Here is a 15,806-nt window from a genome sequence, read left to right as displayed (position 1 = left end):
TCTCGTTACGCGCCATCCGGGAGAGGGCTTCGCGTATGGGGTACACGGCGTCGACGACGGGCATGAGCGCTCCGGAGCGGGGCGAACAGGCGGCGGCGATCAATCGAGGCCCTTGCGTCCACGGAAGCGCTGTCGAAGGAAGCGTCGGGCGTGGCCGTCGGCAATCAGCCGCTGCGCTTTGCGCACCACCGCCTGAGCCTCCTCCAGTGTGATCCGGTCCTCGACGAGGGAGCCCGCGAGCAAGCACTGGTACGCGGCGCAGCTCGACGGACGGTCTTTGTAGATCTGGCAGTCACGGCCCTTGAGCGCTGGGCACCGCTGCGCAAGCACCTCCTTCCCACTCCCCCGCTGCTGCGTGGGAATACCGAGGGCGCGCAGACGCTCCAGCTCGTCCGCCTCAAGCCCCACGTGGCTGAAGAGGCTGCCATCGCAGCACAGGCCGCAGCCGCGGCAGAGGATCGAGAGCGGAGATTCGGGTGTGCCAGGAGTCGTCACGCAACTCATATAGCCACGACCCCACCAAGCCACCCGTGCGCGCGAGGGGGCAGGCGAGGGCTGGCCCGGGGGGCTCGGCCGAAAGGGTGTCTCCGAGAGGGTTCTCAAAGAGAAGGATTCGCCATGCCGGACGTCCGCCACTACGCCATCATCGAGGCGCCTTCGAACCTGGGGCTGAAGCCGACGGGTGTGGAGACACTCCCGGCGCGGTTGCTCGGCCACGGACTGGCGGAGCGCCTGGAGGCCCGCCGGGCAGGCCGGCTCGACGTCCCACCTTACAGCTTCGAGCGCGATCCGGAGACCCGGACCCTCAACGCCCAGGCGATCGCCGAGTGGTCGCCGAAGCTGGCCGACGCGGTGGAAGGGGTGATCGCCGCCGGCGAGTTCCCGGTGGTCCTGGGCGGCGACTGCTCCATGGTGCTTGGGCCCACCCTCGCGCTGAAGCGTCGCGGACGTTACGGCCTGCTGTTCATCGACGGACACGCGGACTTCTACCAGCCCGAGGTAAACCCCAACGGCGAGGCGGCCTCCATGGACCTCGCCTTCGCCACCGGCCACGGCCCCGCGCTCCTGGCCGACCTCGAAGGGCGCGGGCCCCTGGTGCGCGACGAGGACGCCTTCCTCTTCGGCTTCCGGGACGCCGACGAGCAGGCCGAGTACGGCAGCCAGCCCTTGCCGCCCGGGCTCCGCGCATTCGACCTGGCGACGGTGCGGCGCATGGGCGTCGAGACAGCGGCCCTGGCCGCTGTGGAGCACCTGACGCGCGACGGCCTGGACGGGTTCTTCATCCACCTGGACGCCGACAGCCTCGACGATGAGCTCATGCCGGCTGTGGACTACCACCTCGCGGGCGGCCTCTCCTGGGACGAGCTGACGACGACACTCCGGGTGGCCATCGCCAGCGGCAAGGCGATGGGGCTGGAGGTGGCCATCTACAATCCCAAGCTCGACGAGGACGGATCCGCCGGCCGCGGCCTCGCGGATGCCCTGACCGAGGCGCTGGGGACCTCGGCACCCAGTTCCTCGGCCTCGCCTGGCTACGACGCCATGGAGGTGGAGTCGCTGGTGTCCAACCTCCGAGCGACCCGGGGCTCGTAGCGAACGCCCCCTCGCGACACCACTGGCCACGGCGTGGACGCCGCGACTGGATTGGCCCTACTTCTTCGCGGCCACCTGCTCGCGCAGGCGATGCTCGGCCGCCCGCAAGTCTCCGGACGGATCGCTGGGAGCGAAGTCCTCCGTCTCGAACACCGGGCGCAGTTCGATCATCTCGCCACCAGCGGCGGGGCAGCGCTTCATCCACTCCACCGCCTCTTCCTTGGACTTCACCTGGATGATCCAGAAGCCGCCAATGAGCTCCTTGGCCTCGGTGAAGGGGCCGTCGCTGACCTGGGGCTTGCCACCGGCGGGGAACCTGATGCGCACTCCCTGCGAGCTCGGCTTGAGGCCCTCGCCGCCAAGCAGCACTCCGGCCTTCACCAGCTCCTCGTTGAACTTCCCCATCTCGGCGAGGGTCTTCTCGTCCGGCAGAACGCCCGCCTCGGCCTGGGGGCCCGGGTACATGATCACCATGAAGCGCATCGTCGACTCTCCTGTGGTTTGGGGAAGCGGAGCTTCCTTCTACCCATACGTCGAACGAGGGCTGGCGAAATCAACACGCCCCTCAAATTTCCACCCGACATCGCCAAGCGCCTGAATTTCCAGGCATATTTCCTCACACCACCGGAGTCCGGTCGGCGCGGGACAGGTGGTCCTCACCGCCCCTGGCGAATTTCCGGACCCATTCCTCGAGCCAGTCCGCGTGGCCCGAGGCGGCGGGACCGAAATCCCCGCCGATCCGGCCTGAATCCCCGCTCTCCCGTGGCGGACTCTCCCGGCGCATCTTCCCCCTCGTAGCGCCCGCTTGCCGCGGGCCCCTGGAGGAAACGCCATGACGCACTCCCACCCGCCCCACGTCCACATCGTGCCGGGCTTTGGCGCCGACCGCGCCGCCCACTACGACGCCCAGGCCGCCATCAGCCTCCCCGGCGCCCAGGCGCTGTACGAGGTGGGCGTCAGCGCTCTCGCGAGCCAGCTGGACGGCCAGGACGCGGCATCCCTGCTCTTCGTGGGCATGGGCACGGGCGCGGAGTTGATGCCCTACCTCCGCTTCGACGTGCCGGGCTGGCGCTTCACGGGCGTCGATCCCTCCGACGCCATGCTCGCGGTCGCCCGGAAGCGCCTGGAGGCCGAGGGGCTGCTCTCCCGGACGCATCTGCACGTCGGGGAGCTGCACACCCTGCCCCCCCGGCCTCCGTTCGACGGCGCGCAGATGATGGGGGTGCTGCACCATGTGCAGGGACATGAGGCCCGGCTCGAGCTGCTGCGCGAGGTGGCCCGGCGGCTCAAGCCCGGGGCGCCCTTCGTCGTGGGCTGCCGCATCGGCAAGGACCCCGTGCTGACGAACGTGGAGTTCCGGCGATGGCGCGCGTATGGAACCCCCCCGGACGAGCTGGAGCGCCGCCGCCAGGCCTTCTCGACGCTACAGCCCGTCGAGTCCGATGCCGCCCTGTTCGCGATGCTCGCCCAGGCCGGAATGGTGGCGCCGCGTCCGATCTTCGTCTCGCTTCAGTTCAAGGTCTTCCTCGCGCGCTACGAGCCCGAGGCCGTGCCCCCAAGCAGGTGACCTCCCATGCACCATGGCCGTCACACTTCTTTCGGGCCTCGTCTATCTGAGTGAAGGAAAACGAAGCTTCGAGAAAAGAAGTACACCATGGTGAAGTTCCTGAAAGCCAAGGCCAGCGCCGCCGCACTGGGCGTCAGCTTGTTCGGTGCCATTGTCACCAGCCCAGCCGCCCACGGCACCGCCGCGGTCGATGGCGGTGCGAGTGTCGGCGTTCCCGCGGTACTCGCTGCCACCCTCGCGCCCTTCGACCCGGCCATGGCTCAGGCGCCCACCATCGAACCCAACCCCAAGAACGTCGACTACCCGGTGCCCACGGTCGGGGCGGTGTACTTCGTCTCGAACAACGGTGACGACGCCGCCAACGGGCGTTCGGATGCCACGCCGTTCAAGACCCTGGGCCGAGCGCTGACCGCGGCCAAGGCGGGCCCCCGACCGGCGACCGTCGTCCTGCTGGCCGGCATCTACGAAGAAGGGGCCGCGGCGGCGGGCCCGACCGGCGCCTACAAAATCGAATTCCCCGTCACGATCCAGCCCTACCACAGAGATAAGGTCTGGATGAAGGGCAGTGTCGTGGTCACGGGCTGGGCCTCGGTCGGGACCAACCTCTGGCGCCACACAGGGTGGACCACCCGCTTCTGCCAGCGACCGACCGACGGCCGCAGCGACCGGTTCTGCAAGAACCCGTCACTGAACAACCCGACCTATCCCATGGCCGGTGCCCAGGACATGGTGTTCCGCGATGATCGACCGCTGCGCCAGGTGGCGACCCTCGCCGAGGTGGGCCCCGGTCGGTTCTTCGTCGACACCTCGCTCGGACACCTCTACATCGGTGACTCGCCGACCGGTGCCAGGATCGAGGCATCGAATCGCGACCTGGCCCTGCACGTCTCGGGCTGGGATCCGGGAACCGGCGGTAGCGGAACCGTCATCCAGGGGCTCGGGTTCAAGCACTACGCCACCGAGGAGCAGACGGCGAAGCAGTCGACGGAGCGCCCGCCGAAGGGAGGCGTCGTGCTGCTCGACAACGTCTCGAACACCCGGGTGGAGAACAACACCATCACGCAGTCCGCTTCCACCGCCCTCACCGCGGTGAAGGCCACCGGCGCGGTGATCCGCGACAACGTGCTCGCGGAGAACGGCTATGTCGGCGCCAACATCACCGGTACCACCGGCGGGCTGACCTTCGACGGCAACCGCGTCTTCCGCAACAACACCGAGGGTCTGCACGACACCCTGACCGGTGGCGAGGCCGAGGGCGCCGCCGGGGTCAAGATCACCTCCACTTCGCCGTTGACCGTTCGGGACAACATCTTCGACCACAACGACGGCAGCGGTTTCTGGTGTGACCTGGATTGCGCCAACGCCACCATCACCCGCAATGTCAGTCGCAACAACATCGGGAACGGCATCTTCTACGAGGTCTCGCAGCGGGCGATCATCGCCTCCAACGTGCTGACCGGCAACACCGAAGCCGGGTTGTCCATCGGCGGGGCGGACGGGGTGCAGATCTACAACAACACGTTGTACGGCAACTCCGACACGCGACCCGGTGAGTTGTTCGGCGCCGAGTTGGTCGTGTTCGACCTGCAACGACCCGGTTGCCCCCAGGCGGGGTGCGTCGAGCGGTGGCGGACCCGCAACATCGTGATCAGGAACAACCTCACCGGAGGAGCGGGCTCGAGGCGGCTGTTCAACTCCTCCACGGGCGTCTCGAACCCGGCAGCTCGGGTGCCCGCCGACACCTTCATCACCGCCATGGATCACAACGGCTACCACCGGTCGACCGCCGCCGGCGGCCCGCCCACGCCGACAACGTTCGCCGGATGGCTGCACCCCCGCCCGACGGCCCAGGGTGGCCCCTTCCACGTCGACCACGCCAGTCTGGCGTCGGTGCAGGCTTTCACCGCGGCCGAAGATCACAGCCTGGCGTTCGATCAGGCGGCGGACCCCTTCTTCGTCGACGCGGCGAACGGCGACTTCTCCTTGCTGGCCAGTAGCCCGGCCCGGGCAAGCGGGGACCCGCTGCCGCCCGCTGTCGCCGCCGCCATCGGCGTGCCCGCTGACCCGGCACCCGTCGACCGGGGCGCGTTGGCGTGGCCGACGCTGCAACTGCGAGCACCGGCCTACGGGTCGACGATCCGTGGCCCGGCCGTGGCCCTGGCCACCAACGTGCCGGACCCGGCGAGGGTGACCAGCGTCGAGTACCACGTCAACCGGGTCGGCTCCATGACGACGACGAAGGTGGGCTCGACGGTCAACCGGGGGTTCGGATACGCCTTCGTCTGGAACACGACCACCGTGGCCGACGGCCCGTATGAGATCCGAGCCCATGTCGTCAGGGTGGTGGGCACGACCCGCACGGTCGTCAAGAGCCCGCCCATCATTGTCACGGTGCGCAACGGGTGACCGCCCACGCCGGAAGCCTACGACCGGAGAGGGGGGTCAAAGGATTCGCGCGACACGACCCGGCACTCGCAACCCCACCTGACCGGAGAGCCGCTCCAAGGCCTCCGACACGGCGCTGGGAGGATACGCCCCATACCCCAGCACGAGCGCCGGAGGCATGCGTCGGCGCATCGTGAACCGCGAGAGCGGGAACACGTCCACGTCGACCCGAGCCGCGGCCCGCGCGACCTCCCGGTCATCCCATCCGCGCTCCAACCAACCCAGGATGTGACTCCCCGCATCAGGAACATCCACCCGGAGGCGCGCTCCGAACAGGCGCCCCACCGCCGAGAGCAGATGGTCACGCCGCTCGAGCGTCGAGGCACGAAGTCGTCTCAGGTGACGCGCGAACTGACCGCTCTCGAGGAACTCCGCGAATGCGAGCTGGGTGAGGTACGGCGAGTGACGATCCACGAGAACACGCACCGCGGCGAAGGCATCGACGAGCTGCTCGGGCACGACGACGTACCCCAGACGCAAGCCTGGGAGGAAGACCCGGCTGAACGTGCCGACATAGAGAACCCGGTGTGACGCATCCAACGCGGCGAGTGCGGCCACGGGGCGGCCTTCGAATCGGTACTCGCTCTCGTAATCATCTTCCACGATCCAGCGCCGCCTCTCCCGCGCCCACGCCAGGAGCTCGAGACGCCGCGACAGCGAGAGCCGGACGCCCAGGGGAAATTGATGCGATGGCGAGACGAACGCCACGGCCGCGTCCGGAGCGCGAGCCCGTCCAATCCCGACGCACAGCCCATCACCATCCACGGGGACCGGCACCGCGCTGCCTCCATTCGCCAGGAGCGCACCTCGGATGCCCGGGAAACCGGGATCCTCGACCCACGCCGTCGCGCCGGGCTCGATGAGCACGCGGGCACAGAGATCGAAACCCGCCTGGGAGCCCGCTGTCACGAAGACCTGGTCTACATGGGCGCGTACACCACGCACGGCACAGACATGCTCGAGGATGGCCTCCCGAAGCCCGCGCGTTCCCTGCGGCTCACCATAGACGAGATCACGCCTCGTCGCGCGCCGGGCGGCACGCGCCACCGCCCGAGCCCAGTCCTCCAGAGGAAAAAGATCGAGCGGTGGAAGACCCGCCCGAAAAGGACGGGGGCCTCCGTCATACGACAGCAACGCCCCGCGGCCTGAATGGAGCAGGCGGCGCGCACGGGTGGAGATCCTCGGAGGTTCCCGGTCCACCCGCCGCGCGGGCGCGTGAGCCTCCACGTTCATGCGAGCCTCGGGAGGAACGGCGACGACCCTCGGAGCACGGCGAGCCTCGATCTCGACGTACCCCTCGTCAGCGAGTGCGTTGTACGCGGTGACGACGGTGATCCTCGCCACGCGCAGCTCGCGAGCGAGAAGCCTCGCGGATGGCAGCCTGGCGCCACCGGGAAGCTCGCCGCTGAGGATTCGCGCTCGAAGCTCTCCGACGATCTGCTTCTGGAGAGGCGCATCCCGCCGCAGCGTCACGAGCGGGTGTGAGACATCGGCTCGACCGTTTCGCATCTGGCTCCATGCTTCGTGCGGTTTCTGGCCCTATGGATGGGTCCAGGCAGGATGCTATCAGGGCGGCATGCAACACCTACCGGTCCGACACCGTGAATTCTTGACCTCCGCACTGGGTGCCTGGCGGGCCAACCCCGGAATCCTGGGGGTCCTGGCCGGTGGCTCGTACCTCAGCCGGAACATGGACGAGTTCTCCGACCTGGATCTCATCCTCGTTGTCTCGGACGAGCTGCGGGCCGCCATCGAGCAGGAGCGCATCGCGATCGCCCGCGCCGCGGGTCCCCTCCTTCAGGGATTCACGGGGGAGCACGTTGGCGAGCCCCGCCTGCTGATCTGCCTCTACGGCCCGCCGCTGCTTCATGTCGATCTGAAGTTCATCTCCGTCTCCGAGCTCGGCTCCCGCATCGAGGAGCCGGAGGTCCTCTTCGAGCGTGCTGGCATCATCACAGAGCGGCTGGGCTCGACACGGGCGAGTCCTCTGGGAACGCCGTCGGCGCAATGGATCGAAGACCGCATCTGGGTGTGGATCCACTACGGCATCGACAAGATCCGGCGCGGAGAGCTCTTCGAGTGCCTGGACATGCTGGCGTTTCTGCGGGCCCAGGCCCTGGCTCCGCTGATACGGCTCATTGACGGTGGCGTGTGGCGCGGGGTACGGCGGCTCGAAGCCTCACGCCATGCGCCGGCGCTCTCGCGGGTCTGTGCGCGCCACGACGCGGAAGAGTGTCTTCGCGCGATGGCCGCCGCGGTCGATGTCTACACCGCGCTGCGGAGTCAGCTCCAGGAGTCGGACAGACCTCGGCACTCACCGGCGGAGCCTGACGTCCGCGCATACCTGGCGGAGGTGTGCGCAGCAGGGGCGCATTGCCGTTGAGCACGAGGTCTAAAGCCTCTCCGGGGTTGCGGGAACCCTGACAAAACCGCTCACAGGAGTGGGACTCCCCGCTGCTCGCGAGCAAGCCGCTTCCGCTTGGGAAATGGCCCACGCCGCATTGATGAGGCCCACGTGGCTGAAGGCGAGAGGAAAGTTGCCCAGCAGCTCGCGCTGGCTCGGGTGCACCTCTTCGGCCAGCAAGCCGACGTCATTGATGAAGGAGGCGGCCCGTGCGAAGGCGTCACGGGCCCGCTCCACCTCGCCGGCCAGCGCCCAGGCGTGGGCGAGCCAGAACGTACAGAGGATGAAGGGACCCTCCGCCCCCTCGACGCCATCCTCGTTCACGTAGCGGTAGACGAGGCCCCGGGAGTCGGTGAGCCGTGTTGCCACGGCCTCGAGGGTGGCGAGCATGCGCGGATGTCTGGCGGGGAGAAAGCCCACCACCGGCATGAGGAGGACGGAGGCGTCGAGCGCCTCGCTGCCAAAGGCTTGCGTGAACGCGTTGGCGCGAGCGTTCCAGCCGCGCGTCAGGATCGCCTGCCGCACTTCCTCCTGGGCCTTCCGCCACGTGCGTGCCTCGGCCTCCGCGCGCAGTCGGGGTGCCAGCTGGACGGCCCTGTCCAGCGCCACCCAGCACATGAGCTTGGAATGGAGGAAGGCGCGCGGCTGTCCCCTCACCTCCCAGATGCCGCGGTCGTCCTCCCGCCAGTGGGCGGCGGCCCAGTGGGCCACCTCCACCAACAACTGGCGCACGTCCTCGTCCATGTCCTCCAGTTGCTCCTGGAGACGGTGGGCCGCGCCCAGCAGCTCTCCCGCCACATCCAGCTGGCGCTGGTCCCACGCGCCATTTCCCACTCGGACGGGACGGCTGCCATGCCAGCCCGACAAGTGGGACAGCACCTGCTCCTTCAGCTCGCACTCGCCCCTCACGCCGAGCACGACCGGAAGGTGTCCCTGGCTTCGCAACGGGGGCAGGAGGGCGTGGGCCAGGAAGCGGAAGAAGGTGAGCGCCTCGTCGGGGCAGGCCGCCACCCAGAGGGCCTCCATCGTCTGGCTGGCATCCCGCACCCAGCAGTACCGGTAGTCCCAATTGCGCTCGCCGCCAGTCACTTCCGGCAAGGAGGTCGTGGCCGCGGCGGCGATGGCCCCGGTGGGCTGGAAGCTGAGCCCCTGGAGGACACGGCCACTGTGTTGGACGAGCTCACGCCAGGGCCCCTGGTAGTCCTGGTGGTGCGAGGACCAGCTCTCCCACGCCCTCGCCGTGTCCTCGATTCGCCGGAGAATCCGCCGCTGCGTCCACCGCGACGGCCGCGCCCCCTCGCGTGCGCCACACTCCAGGGCGAAGGCCACCGATTCGCCCTCGCGGAGGGTAAACCAGGCCCGAGCAGCTCCAGCGTCAGCCCTCAGCGGCAGAGGCGAGGAGAGACGCAGGGTGCTCACGCCCGCCGAGGCGAGAACGCCCCCCGCCACCGGCTCGAGCAGCGGCAGCACGCGCCCGTATTCCGGGCGAGGCACGAACTCCAACGACACCGTGAGCTCGCCTTCCGTGCAGCGGAGGTGGCGGAGAAGGACAGGGGGCGAGTGGGTGCCGAGCGAATGGTCGCGCTCGTGGGGGCCCACGGCCAACGCGTCCACCAGCACGGCGCTGCCGCTCCTCGTCTCGAAGGTCGTCTCCAGCACCAGCGTGCGGTCACGGTAGCGCCGGTGGACATGCACCAGGTCGAGCGGCTGGAGGGAGAAGTGGCCGGCGGTCTCGTCCAGGAGGCGTCCGAAAATGGAGGGCGAGTCCAGGCGCGGGAAACCCAGCCAGTCCACCGAGCCGCCCTGGCTGACGAGGGCGACCGTGCGGCAGTTGGAGAGCAGGGCGTAGTCCGCGATGGAGGGCTGGCTCATGTCACTCAGACCTCACTCAGTGCGCGGGGGTGGGCCGCTCCGTCTCCTGCCGCCGCGCGGCGAGGTGGGCTTCGACTCCAGCCTGCTTCTCCCGGGCCTCGGCCCGGTGCAGCTCCGCGCCGAGCCACTCATAGCCCCGGTGGAGGAAGTCCGACGTGGCCGTGAGGGCGAAGACAGACCCCACCACCCGGGCCGCTTCCGGCTTCGCCACGTACAGTCCGGTGAGGCCCAGGCCCACCCAGGGTCCCAGGCAGAAGATACAGCTGACGAGGTCCCCCACCGCGCGCCTCAGGCCCTCGCCGCGTGACGTCTCGTTGACTTCGCCAGCACTCCCCTTCGACTCGAAACGGGTAAAGGGCGCACGCAAGGGACTCGTCACCTGGTCACGAGCCAGCAGGCGCGTCAGCTTGTGTGTGGCCACGCCCAGCAGCACGGTGTCGCCCAGGTCCATCCGATGCTTCAGCCGGCGGCGCCCCAGGGTGAGCAGTCCCACCAGGCCGAGATTCCAGGCCGTCATCAGCAGCGCGTACGAGCCCAACGGCCGCTGATCCTCGTCGCGGTAGCCCCGGAAGGGCCAGCGCTCCCTCAATGGAATGGCCATGCCCGGCAAGATGGACACGCCGCTGTGTACCCGACACCGCGTACCGCCCCGCTCGGATACTCGAATGCCCTCCAGGCGTTCAACGGCGAGGCGGGAATGGAACGCGGGTTGACCTGACGCACCGGCTCGTAGGCCGGAACCACGAGGGCGTGGACGACCGCCCGGCGGCCGCCGTCCCCATAAGTTTCAATCACACACCAAGCCCGACCTATCAATCCATTTGGTCCTGGTGGACCATCAACCGAAAGCGGGGAGACACCATGAAAGGCAATGAAGCAATCCCTCTCGTTTCGACCACGGTGCTGATGAAGGGAGCCACGGGAGACGCGGTGAAGGCACTGCAGAAGGATCTGGTGCGGCTGGGTTACATGACCCAGACCCAGATGGACACGGGCCCGGGCATCTTCGGCTCGCAGACCGATGCGGCGGTGAGGAAGTTCCAGAGCGCCAACGGTCTGGATGCGGACGGGATCGTGGGCCAGTACACCCGCGCGGCCCTCGACAGGGCTCTGGCGGCGCTCCCGCCGGTCTCCACCAGCATCTCGACCCAGGGGCGCGAGCAGATGCGCAGGCTGCTGGAGGTCGCCCGGAGCAACAGTGCCGGGAAGCGGCCCGACGGGTATTGCCTGAAGCACGTGAACGACTGGCTGAACGGCATCACCTACGCGCGGATCGGCAACGGCAACTCGCCGCGCCTACCCTATGCCTACAGGTACGGGGAGTGGCTCAACGCGAACCTGCAGACGCTTGAAATCCAGAAGATGAACCTCACCAACCCCTACAAGGCTCCCGCGGGGGCCATCGTGGTGGTGCGCGCCGGCACTCCAGGCACCAGCCACCCAACCGCCGGGGACATCGCCGTCGCCGATGGCAACGGCAAGTTCTACAACGGCGGCGAAATGGGCTACGGCGGCTCGCAGAACTTCCCCGCGGGCAACACCTACGTGATTGGCATCTTCGCCCCGAAGTGAGCACCCGAACCCATGGGCGCGTGCCGCGCAACGCGCGCGCCCTGACACAGAGGGGAGGAGCACGGCGGCCGGCCCGCTTGGCTCCATTTGCGGCGCCGTACTTCCATTGTCAGCTTCCCTCATGGCAAGCCCCGAAGGGGCTGGGAGTGTGCCATGAGCAGGGAGGCCAGTCAGACGGGTGATGACCCCGTCGTGCCCCGGAACAGGGCCGTGGAATCCGAGGAAGAGGCGGCCGAGGACTCCATCGATGCCTCCTTCGATTCCTTCCTGAGGGAGGTGGCCCAGGCGCCCATGCCGCTGCGGTTGCCCAGGCCCGGAGAGTGGCTGGGAGGCAAGGAGGGCCGCCGGTTCGAAGTCCTCGAGAAGATTGGCATCGGGGGCATGGGGCAGGTCTTCCGAGCCAGGGATCAGGAGTTGCAGCGCGTGGTAGCGCTCAAGTTCCTGCTGCCGCGCGAGCAGCTGGCGGATCTGGCGCTGCTGGAGGCCAGGGCCATCGCCCGGCTGGACCACGAGCACATCGTCCGCATCTTCGACGTCGGCGAATGGATCCCCCTGCACAGGACGACACGCATTCCCTTCCTCGTCATGGAATGCCTGGAGGGCGAATCGCTGGCCGCGCTGATGAGGCGGGGCCGGGTTGAGCCGAAGCGCGCGCTGGAGGTGTTGGAGGGCATCCTCTCGGGCCTGGCACACGCCCACGCCCACCACGTCATCCACCGCGACCTCAAGCCGAGCAACGTCTTCCTCACCCGGCAGGGCCCGGTGAAGCTGCTCGACTTCGGACTGGCGCACCTCACCGCGGCGGGTGGTCCCTCGCAGGCCCTGCATCTGCCCTCCGCGGGCACGCCCGCCTACATGGCTCCCGAACAATGGGAGGGCACGTCGCAGGACGCGCGCACCGACCTCTGGACCACGGGCGTGGTGCTCTACGAGATGCTGACCGGTGAGCTGCCCTGGCCGTACGCCACCCTCGAGGAGCTGCGGCATCAGGTGGTGTCGGGCGAGCCCGCTCCCCTGCTGCGCACGCACCAGCCGGAGCTGCCGAGGGAGCTGGAGTCCTTCGTGGCCATGGCCTTGGCCAAGGAGCCGGAGAAGCGCTTCCAGTCGGCACGGGAGATGGCGGAGGAGCTGAAGGATCTGCGAACGCGGCTCGGCTTCCTGCAGGGGGAGCCTCGGGCCCGGGTGCCCCGGCGCCGGCAGGTGACGCTGGTGTGCTGCCTGCTCACGGGCACGAATGGAACCGCCGAACCGCTCGATGTCGATGCACTCGGCGAGCTGGAGGCGGCCTTCCACCGCAAATGCGTGGACATCATCCGCAAGCACGGCGGCTCCATCACCCTGTACCTGGGACGCCAGGTGCTCGCCTCCTTCGGCAGCCCCCAGATGCGCGAGGACGACGCGGAGTGCGCGGTCCGCGCGGCGCTGCTCCTGGCCAGCTCCCTCCCCCGAGCCCTCCAGCGGATCCTGCCCCACCTCGCCCTGGGCTCGCTGGCCGCCAAGGTGGGTGTCCACACGGACCTGATGGTGCTGGGCGAGCACGCACCGGACCCCCGGGAGCGAGCCGTGGCCATCCAGGGCGAGGCCCCGCAGGTGGCGGAGTGGCTCGCGAGGCAGGCCGCGCCCGGCGAGGTGCTCGTCGGCGGCACCACCTGGCGGCTGGTGGGGGGAAGCTTCGCGACGGAGCCGCGCGGCTCCCACTCCTTCGAGGGGCTGGCCGGGACGATGAGCCTGGAGACCTGGCGCGTGGTGCGCGAGCGCGAGGCCCTGTCCCGCTTCAACCGGGCCCGCACCGCCCGGGGACTCACGCCGCTGGTGGGCCGGGAGGACGAGCTGCGGCGGCTGTCGGATGGGTGGGAGCGCGCCCGCGCCGGCCAGGGCGGCTGCGTGTTGCTCATCGGCGAGGCCGGCATCGGCAAGTCCCGTGTCCTCCAGGAATTGTTGGAGCGGATACCGCCGAAGACCTCCTACCTGCTGCCAGCCCAGTGCTGGCCGCGCTTCAGCTCCGGCGCGCTCCTGCCGGGCTTCGAGGTGTTCAAACACCACCTCCTCCACGTCTCCCCGGAGAGCAGCCCTCGCACCCAGCTGACGGAGCTGGAGACACGGCTGGGGGGAGAGCTCGGCATGAGCCAGGAGCACGTGCAGCTCATCGGCCTCTTCCTCCATCTGCCCGTGGCCGAGGATGCCCTGGTGCGCCAGCTCACGCCCGAGCGGCGCAGGGAGCTGACCTTCGAGGCGCTGGAGACCCTGCTGCGGCGGATGTCGAAGGACCGCCCGGTGCTCGTCACCGTGGAGGACATGCACTGGGCCGATTCCTTCCTGCTGGAGCTGTTCGACTACCTGCTCGAGCACATCGAGAGGGAGCGGATCCTCATCGTCCTCACGGCCCGGCCCGAGTTCCAGCCGCCCTGGCCACCACGGCCCTGGCTCCACCGGATGGTGCTCGACCGGCTCGGCCCCGAGCTCGCCACGGACATGGTGAAGGCGGCGGCCGGCGGCAAGGCACTGCCAACGGAGCTGGTCCACGAGCTGGCGAGGAGATCGGATGGCATTCCGCTCTTCATCGAGGAGATGATGCGCATGGTGCTGGAGCGGGGCGGCCGGCCGGAGCTGCCGGGCACCCTCCCGGCCACCCTCCACGAGCTGCTCCTGGCGCGGCTGGATCTGATTCCCACGCGCCAGCGGGCCCTGGTCCGGATGTGCTCGGTGGTGGGGCGCGACTTCTCCCTCTCCCTCCTCCTGGTGCTCACGAGGGCCGACGAGTCCCTGCTGAAGCGGGAGCTCGCCGGGCTGATTCGAGGGGGGTTGTTCCAGGAACATCGGGAGCCGACGCGAGCCCGAGAGCCCATGTTCCGGTTCCGTCATGCGCTCCTCCAGGAGGCGGCCTACGCGTCCCTGTCCTGGCGCGAGCGGCGGCACTACCACCGGCGCCTCGCCCGCGTCCTGCTGGAGCGCTTCGGCCACGAGGTGGAGTCGTGCCCCGAGCTCATCGCCCACCACCTCACGGCGGCGGGGAATCACGAGGAGGCCATCTCGTGGTGGCTGCGTGCCGGGCAGCTCGCCCAGACGCGCTCCGCCGGACAGGAGGCGGTGGCACACCTCACCCAGGCGTTGACCCTGCTGCGCGGTCTGCCGGATGCCAGCCAACGAGCCACCGAGGAGTTGCGCATCCTCCTGGCCCTGGGTCCACCCCTCTATCAGCAACAGGGCTTCGGCTCGCCCGAGGCGGAGCGGACCTACACGCGGATCTGGGAGCTGTTCGAGCAGCTGGGCGATGCGCTCCCGCCACAACAACTGTCCTATGGGGGAATGTTCTCCTGGCACTACGCACGGGCGGAGATCTCTCGGTGTCATGCGCTGGGAGAGAGGCTGGTGCGTCTGGGCGAGCGCCACTCCAGCCCCGAGTTGCTCACGCAGGGCTACCGTTTCATGGCCTACGACCTCCTCATGAGGGGCAGGGCTCGCGCTGCAATGGAGTACGCGGAGCGCGCGGTGAGCTACCGCACCCAGGCCGGCCACGAGCCGTCCTACTTCCAGGCCGAGTTGCAATGGGTCGACCCGCGCGTCGCCGCCCTGGTCTACGCGCCCGTGGCCCTCTCGCTGATGGGAAGGCCGGAGCAGGCCCGGCGCTACAGCGAGCTGGCCCTGGAACAGGCGGAGAAGCTCGGCCACCCCCACACGCTCGCCTATACCCTGACGTACACGGCCGTGGCCTACGGCATACGCGGGGAGACCGCGAGCGCCCTGAAGTGGGCCGAGCGCGCCATCTCGCTCGCCAGCGAGCGCAGCTACGAGCTGTGGAGGGTGTGGTCGTCCAGCCTCCGGGGCTGGGCACTGTCCGAGCTGGGACAGCCCCGGGAGGGACTGGAGCTCTTCCAACGGGAGCTCGAGCGCTGGCGGGCCTTCGGCATCCGTCTGGGAAGTAGCTACACCTCGAGCCTGCTCACGGAGATCCACCTGAAGCTGGGCCAGACCGGGCTGGGGCTCCAGACGGTGCAAGCGGGACTGGCCGGAGTGAAGAAGACGGGCGAGCGCGTCTACGAAGCCGAGCTGCATCGCCTCCGGGGAGAGCTCCTGAGAGCGCGCGGGAAGGCGCACGAGGCGCGGTATTGCTTCTTCCGGGCCCTGGCGGTGGCGCGCCAGCAGGAGGCGGGCACGTTCGAGGTGCGCACGTCGGTGGGCCTGGCGCGCCTGCTGCTGGAGAATGGAGCGCCGGAGAAGGCCCGGCGGCTGCTGGAGCGGCTCGGCGAGCGGTTCGACCTGCGCCAGGACGCCCACGACTTCCAGGCCGCGAGGGCCCTGCTGGAGCGGCTCACCGCAGGGACGGAGATGGAAGAGCCGGCCGGCGTATAGGCG

General features: G+C 69.1%; 11 protein-coding genes. 6 read left to right on the top strand and 5 right to left on the bottom strand.

Annotation, left to right across the window (positions count from 1 at the left end; genetic code table 11):
- Positions 1-99: 99 nt before the first annotated feature.
- Complete coding sequence (locus JRI60_RS20465) at positions 100-495, bottom strand: YkgJ family cysteine cluster protein (RefSeq protein ID WP_204227536.1); 396 nt, start codon at positions 493-495, stop codon at positions 100-102.
- 123 nt (positions 496-618) lie between these two features.
- Between JRI60_RS20465 and JRI60_RS20460 the strand changes: the two genes are divergently transcribed.
- Positions 619-1,593: an arginase family protein gene (locus JRI60_RS20460; protein ID WP_204227535.1), complete on the top strand. Its 975-nt coding sequence runs from the start codon at positions 619-621 to the stop codon at positions 1,591-1,593.
- 57 nt (positions 1,594-1,650) lie between these two features.
- Here JRI60_RS20460 and JRI60_RS20455 read toward each other — a convergent pair whose 3' ends face one another.
- On the bottom strand, positions 1,651-2,076 hold the full coding sequence (locus JRI60_RS20455; protein WP_204227534.1) for a YciI family protein: 426 nt from the start codon (positions 2,074-2,076) through the stop codon (positions 1,651-1,653).
- Positions 2,077-2,425: 349 nt separating this feature from the next.
- On the opposite strand from JRI60_RS20455, the gene JRI60_RS20450 reads away from it, so the two are divergent.
- Together JRI60_RS20450 and JRI60_RS20445 are read left to right on the top strand one after the other, a co-directional pair.
- Complete coding sequence (locus tag JRI60_RS20450) at positions 2,426-3,160, top strand: methyltransferase (protein WP_204227533.1); 735 nt, start codon at positions 2,426-2,428, stop codon at positions 3,158-3,160.
- Between the two features lie 87 nt (positions 3,161-3,247).
- Positions 3,248-5,566 (top strand): right-handed parallel beta-helix repeat-containing protein, encoded by a 2,319-nt coding sequence (locus JRI60_RS20445; RefSeq protein ID WP_204227532.1) that lies wholly within the window; start codon positions 3,248-3,250, stop codon positions 5,564-5,566.
- Between the two features lie 36 nt (positions 5,567-5,602).
- Here JRI60_RS20445 and JRI60_RS20440 read toward each other — a convergent pair whose 3' ends face one another.
- Positions 5,603-7,114 (bottom strand): PLP-dependent aminotransferase family protein, encoded by a 1,512-nt coding sequence (locus JRI60_RS20440; protein WP_204227531.1) that lies wholly within the window; start codon positions 7,112-7,114, stop codon positions 5,603-5,605.
- Between the two features lie 100 nt (positions 7,115-7,214).
- Here JRI60_RS20440 and JRI60_RS20435 point away from each other — a divergent pair, with 100 nt between their 5' ends.
- Entirely contained in the window at positions 7,215-7,988 is a 774-nt protein-coding gene (locus tag JRI60_RS20435; protein ID WP_204227530.1) for a nucleotidyltransferase domain-containing protein, read from the top strand.
- Between the two features lie 9 nt (positions 7,989-7,997).
- On the opposite strand, the gene JRI60_RS20430 is transcribed toward JRI60_RS20435, so the two are convergent.
- Complete coding sequence (locus JRI60_RS20430; RefSeq protein WP_204227529.1) at positions 7,998-9,881, bottom strand: glycoside hydrolase family 15 protein; 1,884 nt, start codon at positions 9,879-9,881, stop codon at positions 7,998-8,000.
- A gap of 16 nt (positions 9,882-9,897) precedes the next feature.
- Positions 9,898-10,482, bottom strand: coding sequence for a DUF1360 domain-containing protein (locus JRI60_RS20425; RefSeq protein ID WP_204227528.1), 585 nt, complete (start codon positions 10,480-10,482; stop codon positions 9,898-9,900).
- Between the two features lie 260 nt (positions 10,483-10,742).
- Here JRI60_RS20425 and JRI60_RS20420 point away from each other — a divergent pair, with 260 nt between their 5' ends.
- Together JRI60_RS20420 and JRI60_RS20415 are read left to right on the top strand one after the other, a co-directional pair.
- Positions 10,743-11,453 carry a peptidoglycan-binding domain-containing protein gene (locus JRI60_RS20420; RefSeq protein ID WP_204227527.1) on the top strand — a complete coding sequence of 237 codons (711 nt, stop codon included), beginning with the start codon at positions 10,743-10,745 and terminating at the stop codon, positions 11,451-11,453.
- A gap of 153 nt (positions 11,454-11,606) precedes the next feature.
- The gene (locus JRI60_RS20415; protein ID WP_204227526.1) at positions 11,607-15,803 is read left to right on the top strand and encodes a protein kinase domain-containing protein; all 4,197 of its coding nucleotides are present in this window, start codon (positions 11,607-11,609) and stop codon (positions 15,801-15,803) included.
- Positions 15,804-15,806: the final 3 nt, after the last annotated feature.

Source organism: Archangium violaceum, from assembly GCF_016887565.1.
Lineage (GTDB): Bacteria > Myxococcota > Myxococcia > Myxococcales > Myxococcaceae > Archangium > Archangium violaceum_B.
The sequence above is the reverse complement of the archived record's forward strand: the minus strand, read 5'-3'. Positions and strand labels throughout refer to the sequence as shown.